The following is a 12,287-nucleotide window of genomic DNA, read 5'->3' as shown; positions in this document are numbered from 1 at the left end:
TCAGAACCACGTCACGATCCGGAAAATCGCAAGAACGTAGGCCATCAGCAAGAGCATACGAACGACCACTTCCTCGAACGGCTCGCTGGAATTCGGCGCGATCTCATAGCCGACGAAGACCAAAAGCCCGCCGATCAGCATCCACCAGAGCCAGGGGATCAACCCCAGAAAAGCCACGACCGGGTTCCTTGATGGGCGCACCAGCGCGGGGTCGAGGTTGGGGACGCTTCCGTCAGCGACGAATTCGGCGATGGCCGGCCAGACTGGCTCGGCGATCGCCGCGCCGTGCGATCCCCGCACGTAGCGGATCTGCGTGATCCGGTCCGACTGCTCGGAGAAACCATCGTGGCCCGCCCCGCCCAGCCGCTGGATCGGCACATCCTGAAAGAGCTTAGGAAAGATCGCGACCACCCAATCTGCGGTCGCGACGAAGTTCAGCACCGAGCCAACCGCTCCATGCGATCGCCCTCCTTCCTGGCCATCGGTGAGATAGTTGCTCCAGTCATATCGCGCTCGCAGCACGCTGCCCGCGAGCACGACCCGCTCGAACCGGCAACAGCTATAAAGGCGCAGCGCCTCCCCCAGACAATAGGTCCCGTTGCTGTGCCCGACGAAATGAAAGCGGACCGCGTTCGGATAGGTCGCGACCATGGTCGCATATTTGTCCATCAGCCATTCGACCTTCTCGCGACGGCTCTTCGAGAAGAGGAACGGCAGCATCGGGAAATAGCCATAGGTCGATGTTTCCGTGGCGACCGTGTGGGCGTCCTCGCGCATCTTCTTGCGGATCGCGCGGGCGATCTTGCTGGTCCAATAGCCCTCGTCGCGAATGCCGTGGACGACGAAGACCACGGTCTTCACCTCGGCATTCGGGCTGGGAATCTCGTCGGAATCGTCGGGGACCACCGATATCGCGCGCAACGCTTCGGGACTGAGCGTGACGGCGGCGGCAAGGGCTTCGCTCCGCAGTGCGCCACGCGTCCGCGACTGGCCGGGCGGCACCGTCGCGTCGCGCATTTCGAGAATGCTTCTGTGCCCGGAAAACGGAACGTCGAGATAGACGAAGTCCCCGCCCGCGACCAGATCGACATTGTCCTTGGACGAGACGTAATCGTCGATCGAGCCGAGCAATTGCACGGTGAGGCATTTCCCCGCCACATCGTCCCGCGCGGCACGCTGGCGCATCCGCAGCCACTGGATGCGGAGCTGCGTGACGAAGGCGGCGCCACGATGGACCTGAAAGATCAGCAGCGACTTGCCGGTCAGGAGTTCCACGATCCGGCCGAAGACGCTCCCCAGCCACCAATTGAGCGCACGGAACACGTTGAGATGGTGCGAAACGCGCCATCCGCGATTCATGCCCGCGAGCAGGATCATGCGATCGACCCGCGACGCCCAGTCGCGCGGCCGGGTGGATACGACCTCGGCCTCGAAAGGCGCGTCGCCGGTGCTACCGCAAGCGATGATATAGGTTTTGCGCGCGATCAGCGACCCGACGCTGTGACCGACGATGAGAATCCTGTCAAACGCGTGCTTGGACCGTTCAGCTTCCTTCCATCGCGCGTCGATTTTCTCGACCAGATCGCAGGCGATCCGGGTGGGCGACATGGTGGAGAGACGCGACATCGGCAAGTGCGGGGTAAAGACCTCGAACCAATCGCTCCCCGCATTCCGGTAAATCTCGGCGGAAACCGCTGCCATCCTAGCTGGCGAGCCTGTAAAACCATGGATGAGGACGACAAGAACCCGCTGCGGATCTGTACGCTTCATGACTCCGGTCTCCCCTGACTATCCCAGAGTGCAGCGCGGAAATGAAACCCGCAAGACAAGGCATGCTCTTTCGGAGCGTCCTATATCCTGCCAACGCCTACCTAGGGTCAGGACTCGTTGATCAGAGCCAGAAGATAATGGTGGCGGCCAGGGCGATGGCGGAGAAGAAGACCGTCGGGCACCTGTCGTAGCGGGTGGCGACGCGGCGCCAGTCCTTCAGTCGTCCGAACATGATCTCGATGCGGTTGCGGTGTCGGCACCGGCGCTTGTTGTATTTGATGGGCTGGAGCAGAGATTTCCGACTTGGGATGCAGGTTCAATACCTTCGCCTCCAAGGCATCCCTGAGCCGGTCGGCGTCAAAGCCACGGTCGCCCAGCAGCCATCGCGGCTTTGGTAGGTCGTCCAGCAGCGCTGCCGCGCCGGTATAATCGCGGACCTGACCAGCGGTCATAAAGAAGCTGAGTGGGCGCCCGTTTGCATCGGTGACAGCATGAAGCTTGGTGTTCATGCCGCCTTTGGTGCGGCCGATCAGCCGCCCAAGATCCCCTTTCTTTCCCGTAGGCTCGCATCACGATTGCGCGCGTTTGCATATGTCCACCGCTAACGAGATCGCCAACTTTCATCCGCACGCGGTCGCAGCCACGGAACTTGCTGTCGATCGCGGGCTCGAACGGTGCGTAATCACGCAAGCGGCGGTGCTGATTCAGGTAGAATCGAATTTCCCAAACGTATGGCTCGCCCCGTTTGCAAGAGGATTTTCACGAACCCTACTCTCTGACATATCGTCGGAAATCTCGTGTCGTTCGTTCGCCAGGCAACTCCATCAGCTTGCTGATCAATCGACCAATACGCTCGTTATCCTCAATAGCGGCATCGTCCGACAAATGCGCGTAGCGTGCCGTCATTTTCACGCTCGAATGCCCCAGCAGCTTGCTGATCATCGGCAGCGTCTCGGACATGGCGGCGGCATGGCTCGCGAAGCTGTGGCGAAGATCATGCATGCGGACATGCGCCAGACCTGCCGCCAACCGGGCGCGCCGAAAGGCGCCGTCAAGGCGCGCCACCGTCAACGGCTTGTCCGCGATCCAGAACACCGAAGAAAGGTTCGCATGGCGGGGCATCCGCTCCAGCAGCTCAGCCGCTGCCTTCCCCAGCCACACCGTGCGAGGCCCGGTTTTCGCGTCGTGGAGCAGAAGGCGGCGCCCCCTCACCTCGCTCCAGTCCAGGCCGCAGATTTCGCCTTTGCGGCACCCGGTCAGCGCGATCAGCCGAATGGCATCTGCCTCCATCGGCGCCGACACCCGTAGGTCAGCCAGCGCAGAGCCGAACCGCGAAAACTCTGCGTCGGACAGCATACACTCATGTTTGCGCGTTGGGTTGCGCCTGATCTGGGTGCAGGGATTCGAATTCGCCGGGATGACACCCCACGCATCGGCTTTGTTGAACACCTCACCGAGCAACTGAAGCGAGCGGTTGGCCGCAGCAGGCCCCGACCTCGCCGAGAGCCCGGCGAACCAGTGCGAAACATCCGCAGGCTCGATCTTGTCGAGGAAGCGCCGGGCGAACCCCCGTTCGAGGTGCCTGCGATAGTAGATGTTGCGATCGAGCGTCGACGGCTTCCAGCGCGGGGACACCTTGTCCCAGAATTCGGAGAGGAACGCGTCGAAGCGCGGGACCCGACGGGTGCTCATAAGCGTGTCGGCAGGGTTCTCGCCGATCTGGGCGCGCACAAGGACCCGCCGCGCTACATCGAGGGCCTGTACGCGCGAGATCACGCGCGCATCGCCGATCGTGACGGTTCGGGTGCGAGCGTCCATCCGTGCTTGGACGACATAGATCCGGCGCCCGCTCGCATAGGAACGCACGCCGAATCCGGGCAACTCACTGGCCCATTGTGTCAGCCGGCCGGCATGCGCGGGCCGCGCATCAGCAGCCGGTAGGTTTGCCGTGGCGAGTTCCAGAGCGACGATATCGCTGAGCGTGCGCGCGTTCACAACGCTGGCTCCATCTTGTCGGCAATCGACGCGCACACCCGCGCTGCGGACTCGGACACCACGTCATCCGCCAGATGGGCGTAGCGCGCGGTGGATTCAGGAAGGGCGTGGCCAAGGAGCTTGCCGACCACCGAGAGGGACACGCCATCCCGGATCGCAAGCGACGCGAAACTGTGTCGCAGATCATGCAACCGCACGTCCATCAATCCGGCGCGCGCGCGAAGCTTGAACCATGCGGGGTCCGGGTTGAGCGGGACACTCAAATTCCGCCCGCCGGGGAAAACCAGGCCCGAGATCTGTTCGCCGCGAAGGCCGTCGAGGATCTTGCGGGCCGGTGCGTTGAGATAGATCACTTTCGCGCCGGTCTTGCTGTCGGGCAGGAAAATACGCGGCGGCTTGATCCACTCCCATCGCAAACCCGCGATCTCCTGCCGCCGTGCGCCCGTGTAGATCAACAGCCGGATGATGGTCACCGCCCCCGGCAGCTCGGCCTCTGCCGCCTTCAACACTGAAGCCAATGCGCGATACTCCGATCCGCTGAGATAGCGCTCCGGGAGCTTGCGCTTGTAGCGGGCAATGCCCTTGCAGGGATTGGAGCCGCCCGGCCGGTAGCCGAGCGTTTCTGCCATCTTGAAGATGGACGCCAGCACCGGCACTGACCGGTTGAATGCGGCAGGCTTCTGACCCATCGCGTCGCGCCATTTTACGATGTCGGCTCGGCTCATTTGCGCAACCGGAAGCGAACCGAAAGCGGGCAGAATATGCGCCTTGATAGCCGATGCGTTTCGGGTCGCGGTACTGGCCTTCCAGCCCGCCACGCACTCCATGAATTCCGGAAAAAACTGCTCGAACGTCAGCCCGACGCTGGGCTTCGCGGCGGGCTTTTGGGGCAGTCCGTCGAGTGCGGCCGATCGAAGAATTTTGAGGGCTTCGCGACGGGCTTGCCGGACATCCATCGTGGCTGTCGACCCCAACGTTTCGAACCTGGCATTGCCCCGTTCTCGATGCTGTAATACCCAAGTTTTCCGTCCGGTGGTTCGACACCGCAGCCCGAATCCGGGAAGGTCCGTGTCCCAGTAGATCATCGGATTTTTCGGGGGTCGGCGACGAGCGATGTTGCCGTCGAGTCGGACGATTTGGTTGCCCGTGGACCTCACCGCAGAAGGCGGCGAGTCGGCTATCAGATAGCCATCTGGAGCCTCCGAATCGCTGTCTATTGCTCCGTTTCTATCCTTCTGATACCTCATCATAAGTACCTACTCTCAACGGTTTAGCCGTGTAGGGTGTGCAATTCTAGGTACTGTCCCCTCCCCTGTGCCTTGTTCTGCTCGCCTCGCTTCGGGTTGTCGGGCGTAGACCGGAGGGGGCAAATTCGGACGACAGGCCGGGGTCTCCCGCCTGTCGAAATCGGCGCCGCGTAGCGTCCGTTTAGGCCCGCTTTCCGCCCGCTTGGACGCTGTGAAACATGCGCCAAATGGTGCTCATAATTGGGGAATGAAGATCGGGTTTCCTCGGCGGAAAAGTGGCGATATCCTGATGTGCGTCGTACCCCTGTACGGCTCCAATTCGGGAGGAAATCATGGCATCGAAACTCGACCGGGAACGTAAGAAAATCGAAGAGGACGAGGCAAAGCTTCGGGATCGAAAAAGGGCACTCATCGAGGCATATCGCGCCGAGGTTATGGACAAGATTCAGAAGCTCACCGCGCGCCTTGATACCGAGACTCTCAGTGAGATTTTCGATCGCATCCAGGCGCTCGGTCCAACGGAGACATTGAGGCGTCTCGGGGTTGAGAATGCCCAGCATTCCGGCAGCGAGCAGAAGGCAGATTCCCGGAACGGTGCCGGGTCGAAAGTTGCTCCAGCGCTGGCGGGTTCGGAGGCATAAATTGCGCCGCGTTGGTGTCTCTAGCGATACCCAAATGGGAGCGTTACAATAGGCTGATGCTCAATAGGCGCGAAGCGGGTTCGATGCCCGCTTCACGCCTTCTTCAACCTCGGCCAGATGCACGATATGGGCGGCGCTTCGCAGCGCCGCCCAGCGGATCAGAGGAAGTGAATTTCCTCGGCAATGATCTCGACGCCGTAGCGCTCGACATCGTTCTGGTCGGTCCATTTCGAGTAGTGGAGCCAGCCCCGAATCCCGAGTGGATCGCCCTTCTGTTTCTGCTCACGAACCGCGACGCCGAGTGCGCCGAAGACCGTGATCCGGTGAAATTCGGTGTCGTAGACAGTTCGGTTCTGAGCGTCCTTCACTACCTTGCCGTCGCGGACGCGCGCCCGATCGGTTGCAAGCCGAAGTTCCGTGATCTTTTTGTTGCCGGTATCGCGCGTCTCAGGGTCTTTGGTCAGGCGACCCGCGAGGTTGACGTTGTTCACGATCGCATTCCTTTCGCTGTTCGGCGAACCGTTTCGCCGGTGCCAGCGATCGGCGATCGAGCGGGTGGCCACGCACCGGAGCGAAGCGATGGGGAACCGGAAAATCTGGCTGGCGCGGGCAGACGCGCAGCGGCAACTCGGGCCTGATTTTCCGGTTGCGTGGTTGGCCGCGCTTATCGCGCTTCGCGCGATGGACGAGCTGCCAGCGCATCTGCGCCGCGGCGTCGATAACGGCATCGACAAACGCGCGTTCAGCGAACTCATCACGCATCTCGCCTTCTACGCCGGTTTTCCCGCCGCGATCTCAGCGTCCGTCTGCGCCGCGCAGACGCTGGGACCACTCGCGGACGACTGATCCAGGCCGGCTCCCTCGGTCGAGGTTGATCGGCCACCACGGTTTCATCTCAACCCTTCAGTGCAACACGAAAGGATCTCATCATGAAGGTACTCACGGACACCATCCTATCGAAGTCGGCGTTTTCGGCGGACATCGATGTTCCGATCGAGAAGATCGACATCGCCGATTGGCTGTTCAACCTCGCGGAAGCGGAATATCAGCGCTGCTGCCCGCCTGACCACATCGCAACCGCGACCACCCACACGGACGATGGCCGGCTCATGTCGATCAATGTTGAGATGATCGGCACCGGTTTGGTCGTTCAGCACTATGTCGCGGAAGAAGCGACCCCGACGTATTGCCGTATGAACTCGATCTCGGACGTTTTCACAGCGAACGGCCGCACGCAGGTCAACGTGATCTGGGAACTCAAGGCCGAGAGCATTGAAGGTGGTCGTACCCGCTATACCAATGCCGTGACCGCGCACCCGACGGATGCCTTCATGGACTTCATTGCCGCCCACGGGATCTCCTACGAGGACGCGGCGAAGGCTCGCCAGGACGCCGGCGGCGATCACAACAGTCGCGAGACACCATTGTTCGCCGCGAGCATCGGGCGCCGCGCGCTCGCGAACGACAAGATGGCGGCCTAAATCGTCTTCGAAAAACGGCGTCGGGCATGTTTCGGCGCCGTTTCTTTCAATCGGCTTCCTTTCTCCACTGTTGCCAGTCGCGAGAGGTGTGCCGCTCGCGTTCGCAGGATAGCCGGTCCCCTTTCCGCCATTTGGCGGGATCGATCCATTGGCCCATCATGGCGCCGGCCTTGGCCTCCTGCGCAGCGGCGAACGCCGCCAGATATCGTGCGCGCCGATCCGGATCATGATCGAGAAATCCGGGGCGCGGCACAGCATAGCCGGCGCGGATCATCGCTTCGCCGAGGTCTCGACCGGCTACCTCGGCGATCGCAACCGGACGCCCGTAGCTGGACTGACCCGTGAGGCGCAGCATGGCAGGTCCGCGCGCGAGAAATCGCGCAGCGAAATCCTGTGCGGCCTTGCCGCATGGCGCGCAGCCTGAGGCCATTTCGCACCATTGTTTCCGCTCGAATGCGTCAGCGCCCAACAGGCGGAAGTCGATCGCAACGGTGTCGCCGTCGATCGCCCGCGCCTTACCCTCGATGCCGGTGGTATCAGGCTCAGCGATCGATGGGCTGCAAGCGCCAAGCAGCGCAGCGAGAAAGGCGAGATTAAGTCCGTTCAGTGGAGACATCGACAAGCTCCTTGTCGTCATCATTCGACGCCTGCTCGGCCTTCGCCTTGTTGATCCGGGCGTAGATCGCCTGGCGCGATACGCCGGTCAGCTTCGCCGCGCGGGATACGCCGTTTTTCGGGTCTTCCGCGATAATGCGCAGGGCTTCGGCCCATTGGTCATCGGTCAACTTCGGTGGTCGGCCGAGCTGGACGCCGGCGCGGCGTGCGGCATCGATCCCGGCGCGTGTCCGGTCGATGATGATGTCGCGCTCAAATTCTGCGAGCGAGCCAATCAGGTGGAATAGCAAGCGCCCGGCTGGCGACCCCGTTTCGATCCGTTCGTGCAGCGAACAGAAGTCGGCTCCCCTGCCCTTCAGATCTTCAAGCGCTGCGATCAACGTCGAGAGCGAGCGCGACATCCTATCCAGCCGCCAGACCACCACCTCGTCACCGGCGCGGAGCTGGGCGAGCATATTGGTATATTCCGGTTTGAGGACCGCCCCGCCCGAGACCCCCTCGTCTCGGTAGATCTTCTCGCAGCCATAGGCTTTGAGTTCCTGGACCTGCATCCGCAAGTTCTGCTCGCCGGTCGATACGCGGGCGTAGCCGATCTTCATGGTTGCTTTCCGCTCTGCGGGGTTGGCTCCCAGGGGTTGATGATCCTGACCTTGCTGTGCTGGAAGTCGGCGACGTTTCGCGTGACCACAGCGAGGTCATGGACCATCGCCGTTGCCGCGATCCACGCATCACGCTCGCTGGCGGGATCGGGAACATGAAGCGCGGCGCACTGCAAGGCGACGGCGGTATCACAGGGCAGGATTCGCCCTTCAAAGGCAGGTAGGATGTAGGTGTGCAGCCATGCTTCCAGAAGCCGGGCCTGGGCGACATCACCGCGATGAGCGATCCGGTGGATGCCCATCTGCATCTCCATCACTGAGACAGCGGAAATTACGAAACTGTCGGCGCTCGCGGCGTTGACCCACGCTGTCACATTGGAGTCTGCGCGCGCCGTCCCGAGCTTGCGGAGTTCAGAAATGACATTGGTATCCAGAAGGTACATCAACCGAGATCCGGCACGCGCGCGGCGAATTGGCTTCGTGGCGGATCGAAATCGATCTCGGCAATACCTTCCAGTTCGGGGCCAGGTGCCAGCAACTCGCCAAGGCTCTTCCTGCCGGCAGTGAGGCGACGGTATTCTTCGATATTCATCAGTACGTGAGCTGGTCGCTCGCGGTTGGTGATGAACACTGGCCCATCATCGGCTGCCTTCTTCGCGCTGCTCGGATCGCGACTGAAATCGCGGCTGGAAACATAATGCACCGTCATCGCTCACCTCTAACGTTTGTCAGGTACGTTACCGACATAAGTCGGGCGGAGCAAGCGGTAGTGTCAAACTATGATACTTCGAGTTGCATTAATTTGACAGGCTTGGATTTTGCCAGTTTTGAACAACGGATTGTAAATGCGCACGGTATGTGGCGGCCTTCCGATCGCGCTAATTGTCGTCGCGCCAGCGCCGCCATTCTCACTGAGGATCGAGAAATGGGAATGGTGCCTTAACGCTGCTGGGTGGGTGAAGCTGCCGTATTGTCGCTCATGGCCTTGATCAGCTCAACGCGTCGATGGTGCCGCAACTTGAACGTGTCGGGGCCAACCCGCCGAAGCTCTCTGTAACCCAGCGACCGCCAGAACCTCTCCGCCGCCTCATTCGCCTCAAGGACAGCGAGGCGTATTTGCTGCGCTCCGTGAGCCGCCACCCACTGCTCGATCGAGGCATAGATCGATCGGCCGATGCCTTGCCCTCTGACGGCGGGATCAACGACCATGAAGCCGAGATACCAAACACCATCGCTTGGGTAGTCACGCAAGACGGCGGCCACGGCTATCAGCCCACTTTCACCCCGCCAGCCCATAATAGTCTGATCGGCCGAACTCTTTTCGTCTGGAACATCACGAAACAAATCCAGCGCATCCGCCAGCGTCGCCGGCTCCCCGTCCTGCAACATGAAGTAGTCGGCGCAGCGGGCATATAGGTCAGCGACTTCGCCAACATCATGCTCGGTCAGGATCAACGGCAACTTATTGGTGGCAGCATCGAGCAGGGGCATCATCCATGTCTAACCTGCCTTTGGAGCGGATACGACCTATCCCGATTGGGGAAGAGCGATCGAGACGGCCGGTGTCGTTCTCAAATCCGATCGAGAAATGGGAAAGCCGGTATTCCACACCCGCTTGGATCTATCGGTGCCGTCCCACCGTCTCTAATTTTTGTAGATGATGCTAACCGTCGTCATCGCCTTTTCGCGCGCGATGGTGACCATCCCGCCATTGCTCCCGCCATCATTCCCGACGGTCCGAACCGCCACTTCGGCGGTATCCGGCATGGCGGGGCGCTTTTTTCCGGCTGCGGTCAGCGCGGCATCCTGAAATGCCACGACTTTGGCGAGTGCATCGGGGCTGGTGTAGGAAATACTTCCACCCGGCGCGGACGAGGTATCTATCAGGACCGACACGATCTTGGCGCCCGGATATATCTTCACCCAGGCAGGCAGGCTCTTTGGCAGAGCGGCGGCGTTGTCCGAGCCGTACACGGTGGTCGTCCGGCCCTGCGCGTCCGTAGTCGTGCCGATTGCCGAAGTCCCATCGGGGACGGGCGTATTCGTCTGCCCGTCGCCAGACGATGGACTGCACCCGATCAGCAGCGCGACAGGCAGGATCAGGGTAGGACGCATCAGATTTCTCCCTTTACCGATGAGCTGCCTTTACACTCGGGCAGCGATCCGTCGTCCAGGAAAATCCGGTGTGATCGGGGGCAGGCACCTTGCCGAAATCGAAGGATGATCGAGAAGGCGATGGCGCTCTCGGAATGGATGGTATTTCGGGAATCACGCCGCCAGCAGGAACGGCAAAAAGTGGGTGGAAAGCAGTCATTCTGCTGTTGACGAGCATGGGCGGTTGCGGACGGCGGTCTATGGTTTAGTCTGCTGATATGGCCGATCATTCGATGCTGACCGAACTGGATGCGTCGATGCTGGCAGAGGCGTTTCCGCGAGAACATCTATCTGTTGCAACCTTAGCGGCACAGTCCGTCGCACGCGTTCTTGCTCCCGCACAATGGACCGAGCGATTTACCGTCCGGTCGGAGCAGCAGGCCGTGTTCATCCCTGCGCGGTTGCGCTTCACTTCCGAACGGCTGCGATTGACTGATGGCGATGCGCCCTTCCCGTTCGCTCGCGCCCTACAAACTCGCAGCAATGATGGGTTCGAACGCCAACGTGCCGCTCGCGACCTGATGAGAGACTTACAGCCTTGGGGCGCTCCATTCGTCGTGGCGCTTATTGGCGAGTATATTGTCGAGATACTGGATGACATTGCCGCCGCGCTGACACCTGATAGCACCCGCACGCTCGGCGATTTCATCACCGACAACGCGGCTTACTGGCAAACTACCAAACAACGCGTGGCGAGCTATTGGAACGTCTATTATCGCGCAAATGCGAGTAGCGAGCAGCGCCGCCCATACGGGCGCAACGAATACGTGGGCTTCAAGTTGGTGGAGCATATCGAGGCGGCGGTTCCTAGGCATCGTCAAGCCGGAGAGGAATGACCGCAACTGGGGCGGCAACGGTAGGGCCGCTTTTCCGCCCGAAACCTTCCGGTCGGCTTTTGGGCGGTTTCGGACATGACAACCAAAGGCAATGCCGGCAGCCTTCCCTGCGGCTCTTGATCGTGTCGTCGATCGGATCAACTAAGACGATGCTTCGTCGTTAGGCGCTACGTCCCTATTCGATGCGGAAGCGGCCTTCGCGCGGTGCAAGGCGGTGACCCGCTTGACCTGTGCGATGCTGCATCCGGCTAACTCGGCCGTTTTTGCAATGCTCATGCCCGCGTCACGAAGGCCGACGATACGGCGATGGTGCGCAAGGTCGGGTTTGCGACCGCTGTACCGCCCCGCCCGTCTGGCAATCTCGATCCCTTCGCGCTGACGTTCGCGGCGTGTCTCATAGTCGTCGCGCGCAGTCTGAAGTGCCACACGCAGCAGCATATCTTGGACCGCCTCAAGCACGATCCGGGCGACGCCGGAGCTGTCGGCGACGAGATCGGACAGATCAACAATCCCGGGGACCGAGAGCCGAGCCCCCTTCCCTCTAATTGTCGCCACCAGCAATTCTGCCTCCGGCAGCGGGAGACGACTGATCCGGTCGATCTTTTCCGCAACGACCACCTCACCGGGTTGAAGGTCTGCGACCATGCGTAACAGCTCCGGTCTGTCCGGCCGGGCGCCTGATGCCTTCTCCCGGTAAACCGCCGCCACATAGAAGCCAGCCGCTCTCGCTCCTGCGACAATCGCTTCCTGTCGCGCGAGATCCTGTTCCTCGGTGCTGACCCGTAGGTACACCCTGGCTGCCTTGACCACGTTCCGGTTTTCGTTCTGGCTCACTTGGTCTTGGCTCCCTTGGGTATACCCGTAATAGCCGCTCCAAGGACATCTAGCTACAAATATCAACGCGCGGTCCTGCGTAGCCTAGCCAACCTAGCCAGCTTCTTTGAGCTAG

At 61.2% G+C, this 12,287-nt stretch carries 15 protein-coding genes and 2 pseudogenes; 4 read left to right on the top strand and 13 right to left on the bottom strand.

Features of this window, described 5'->3' with window-relative positions; translation table 11 throughout:
- The 5 genes and pseudogenes from EWE75_RS16990 to EWE75_RS16970 form a co-directional block, all read right to left on the bottom strand.
- On the bottom strand, positions 1 to 1,770 hold the full coding sequence (locus EWE75_RS16990) for an esterase/lipase family protein (protein WP_130159300.1): 1,770 nt from the start codon (positions 1,768 to 1,770) through the stop codon (positions 1 to 3).
- Positions 1,771 to 1,891: 121 nt separating this feature from the next.
- A pseudogene (locus EWE75_RS16985) lies at positions 1,892 to 2,338 on the bottom strand (IS5 family transposase); the annotation flags it as partial.
- Positions 2,335 to 2,499 (bottom strand): annotated as a pseudogene (locus EWE75_RS26280) (integrase); the annotation flags it as partial. The pseudogenes EWE75_RS26280 and EWE75_RS16985, both read right to left, overlap by 4 nt.
- Before the next feature lie 39 nt (positions 2,500 to 2,538).
- A complete protein-coding gene (locus EWE75_RS16975) occupies positions 2,539 to 3,765 on the bottom strand; it encodes a tyrosine-type recombinase/integrase (RefSeq protein ID WP_130159299.1) in 1,227 nt (408 codons plus the stop codon).
- Positions 3,762 to 4,850 carry a site-specific integrase gene (locus tag EWE75_RS16970; protein ID WP_130159298.1) on the bottom strand — a complete coding sequence of 363 codons (1,089 nt, stop codon included), beginning with the start codon at positions 4,848 to 4,850 and terminating at the stop codon, positions 3,762 to 3,764. Before EWE75_RS16970 ends, EWE75_RS16975 begins: the two co-directional genes overlap by 4 nt.
- A 494-nt stretch (positions 4,851 to 5,344) precedes the next feature.
- On the opposite strand from EWE75_RS16970, the gene EWE75_RS16965 reads away from it, so the two are divergent.
- The gene (locus tag EWE75_RS16965; RefSeq protein WP_130159297.1) at positions 5,345 to 5,653 is read left to right on the top strand and encodes a hypothetical protein; all 309 of its coding nucleotides are present in this window, start codon (positions 5,345 to 5,347) and stop codon (positions 5,651 to 5,653) included.
- Between the two features lie 158 nt (positions 5,654 to 5,811).
- Here the strand turns inward: EWE75_RS16965 and EWE75_RS16960 are convergent, their stop codons facing one another.
- Positions 5,812 to 6,144, bottom strand: a complete 333-nt coding sequence (locus EWE75_RS16960) for a single-stranded DNA-binding protein (RefSeq protein WP_231708415.1) — start codon at positions 6,142 to 6,144, stop codon at positions 5,812 to 5,814.
- An 88-nt stretch (positions 6,145 to 6,232) separates the two neighbouring features.
- Here EWE75_RS16960 and EWE75_RS16955 point away from each other — a divergent pair, with 88 nt between their 5' ends.
- The gene (locus EWE75_RS16955; protein ID WP_130159296.1) at positions 6,233 to 6,499 is read left to right on the top strand and encodes a carboxymuconolactone decarboxylase family protein; all 267 of its coding nucleotides are present in this window, start codon (positions 6,233 to 6,235) and stop codon (positions 6,497 to 6,499) included.
- Positions 6,500 to 6,582: 83 nt separating this feature from the next.
- The gene (locus EWE75_RS16950; RefSeq protein ID WP_130159295.1) at positions 6,583 to 7,134 is read left to right on the top strand and encodes a hypothetical protein; all 552 of its coding nucleotides are present in this window, start codon (positions 6,583 to 6,585) and stop codon (positions 7,132 to 7,134) included.
- Between the two features lie 46 nt (positions 7,135 to 7,180).
- Here the strand turns inward: EWE75_RS16950 and EWE75_RS16945 are convergent, their stop codons facing one another.
- The 6 genes from EWE75_RS16945 to EWE75_RS16920 form a co-directional block, all read right to left on the bottom strand.
- Positions 7,181 to 7,750, bottom strand: a complete 570-nt coding sequence (locus EWE75_RS16945) for a thermonuclease family protein (protein WP_130159294.1) — start codon at positions 7,748 to 7,750, stop codon at positions 7,181 to 7,183.
- The gene (locus tag EWE75_RS16940; RefSeq protein WP_130159293.1) at positions 7,728 to 8,348 is read right to left on the bottom strand and encodes a recombinase family protein; all 621 of its coding nucleotides are present in this window, start codon (positions 8,346 to 8,348) and stop codon (positions 7,728 to 7,730) included. The genes EWE75_RS16945 and EWE75_RS16940 overlap by 23 nt, the downstream gene beginning before the upstream one ends.
- Positions 8,345 to 8,791: a type II toxin-antitoxin system VapC family toxin gene (locus EWE75_RS16935; RefSeq protein WP_130159292.1), complete on the bottom strand. Its 447-nt coding sequence runs from the start codon at positions 8,789 to 8,791 to the stop codon at positions 8,345 to 8,347. The genes EWE75_RS16940 and EWE75_RS16935 overlap by 4 nt, the downstream gene beginning before the upstream one ends.
- A complete protein-coding gene (locus EWE75_RS16930; protein WP_130159291.1) occupies positions 8,791 to 9,057 on the bottom strand; it encodes a type II toxin-antitoxin system Phd/YefM family antitoxin in 267 nt (88 codons plus the stop codon). The genes EWE75_RS16935 and EWE75_RS16930 overlap by 1 nt, the downstream gene beginning before the upstream one ends.
- 230 nt (positions 9,058 to 9,287) lie before the next feature.
- A complete protein-coding gene (locus EWE75_RS16925) occupies positions 9,288 to 9,839 on the bottom strand; it encodes a GNAT family N-acetyltransferase (protein ID WP_130159290.1) in 552 nt (183 codons plus the stop codon).
- Positions 9,840 to 9,992: 153 nt separating this feature from the next.
- On the bottom strand, positions 9,993 to 10,463 hold the full coding sequence (locus EWE75_RS16920) for a hypothetical protein (RefSeq protein WP_130159289.1): 471 nt from the start codon (positions 10,461 to 10,463) through the stop codon (positions 9,993 to 9,995).
- Positions 10,464 to 10,735: 272 nt separating this feature from the next.
- Here EWE75_RS16920 and EWE75_RS16915 point away from each other — a divergent pair, with 272 nt between their 5' ends.
- Complete coding sequence (locus tag EWE75_RS16915; protein WP_165388425.1) at positions 10,736 to 11,338, top strand: hypothetical protein; 603 nt, start codon at positions 10,736 to 10,738, stop codon at positions 11,336 to 11,338.
- A 141-nt stretch (positions 11,339 to 11,479) separates the two neighbouring features.
- Here EWE75_RS16915 and EWE75_RS16910 read toward each other — a convergent pair whose 3' ends face one another.
- Entirely contained in the window at positions 11,480 to 12,172 is a 693-nt protein-coding gene (locus EWE75_RS16910) for a recombinase family protein (RefSeq protein WP_206364796.1), read from the bottom strand.
- Positions 12,173 to 12,287 lie beyond the last annotated feature (115 nt).

Origin of the sequence: Sphingomonas populi, assembly GCF_004208535.1 — a bacterium.
GTDB classification, from domain to species: domain Bacteria; phylum Pseudomonadota; class Alphaproteobacteria; order Sphingomonadales; family Sphingomonadaceae; genus Sphingomonas; species Sphingomonas populi.
This window is presented reverse-complemented; position numbering and strand designations above follow the sequence as displayed.

What these genes read in the sequence shown, in the direction of transcription:
- EWE75_RS16990 (WP_130159300.1), bottom strand. Translation starts at nt 1,770, where the DNA reads ATGAAGCGTACAGATCCGCAGCGGGTTCTTGTCGTCCTCATCCATGGT.
- EWE75_RS16970 (WP_130159298.1), bottom strand. Translation starts at nt 4,850, where the DNA reads ATGATCTACTGGGACACGGACCTTCCCGGATTCGGGCTGCGGTGTCGA.
- EWE75_RS16965 (WP_130159297.1), top strand. Translation starts at nt 5,345, where the DNA reads ATGGCATCGAAACTCGACCGGGAACGTAAGAAAATCGAAGAGGACGAG.
- EWE75_RS16955 (WP_130159296.1), top strand. Translation starts at nt 6,233, where the DNA reads ATGGGGAACCGGAAAATCTGGCTGGCGCGGGCAGACGCGCAGCGGCAA.
- EWE75_RS16950 (WP_130159295.1), top strand. Translation starts at nt 6,583, where the DNA reads ATGAAGGTACTCACGGACACCATCCTATCGAAGTCGGCGTTTTCGGCG.
- EWE75_RS16945 (WP_130159294.1), bottom strand. Translation starts at nt 7,750, where the DNA reads ATGTCTCCACTGAACGGACTTAATCTCGCCTTTCTCGCTGCGCTGCTT.
- EWE75_RS16940 (WP_130159293.1), bottom strand. Translation starts at nt 8,348, where the DNA reads ATGAAGATCGGCTACGCCCGCGTATCGACCGGCGAGCAGAACTTGCGG.
- EWE75_RS16935 (WP_130159292.1), bottom strand. Translation starts at nt 8,791, where the DNA reads ATGTACCTTCTGGATACCAATGTCATTTCTGAACTCCGCAAGCTCGGG.
- EWE75_RS16930 (WP_130159291.1), bottom strand. Translation starts at nt 9,057, where the DNA reads ATGACGGTGCATTATGTTTCCAGCCGCGATTTCAGTCGCGATCCGAGC.
- EWE75_RS16925 (WP_130159290.1), bottom strand. Translation starts at nt 9,839, where the DNA reads ATGCCCCTGCTCGATGCTGCCACCAATAAGTTGCCGTTGATCCTGACC.
- EWE75_RS16920 (WP_130159289.1), bottom strand. Translation starts at nt 10,463, where the DNA reads ATGCGTCCTACCCTGATCCTGCCTGTCGCGCTGCTGATCGGGTGCAGT.
- EWE75_RS16915 (WP_165388425.1), top strand. Translation starts at nt 10,736, where the DNA reads ATGCTGACCGAACTGGATGCGTCGATGCTGGCAGAGGCGTTTCCGCGA.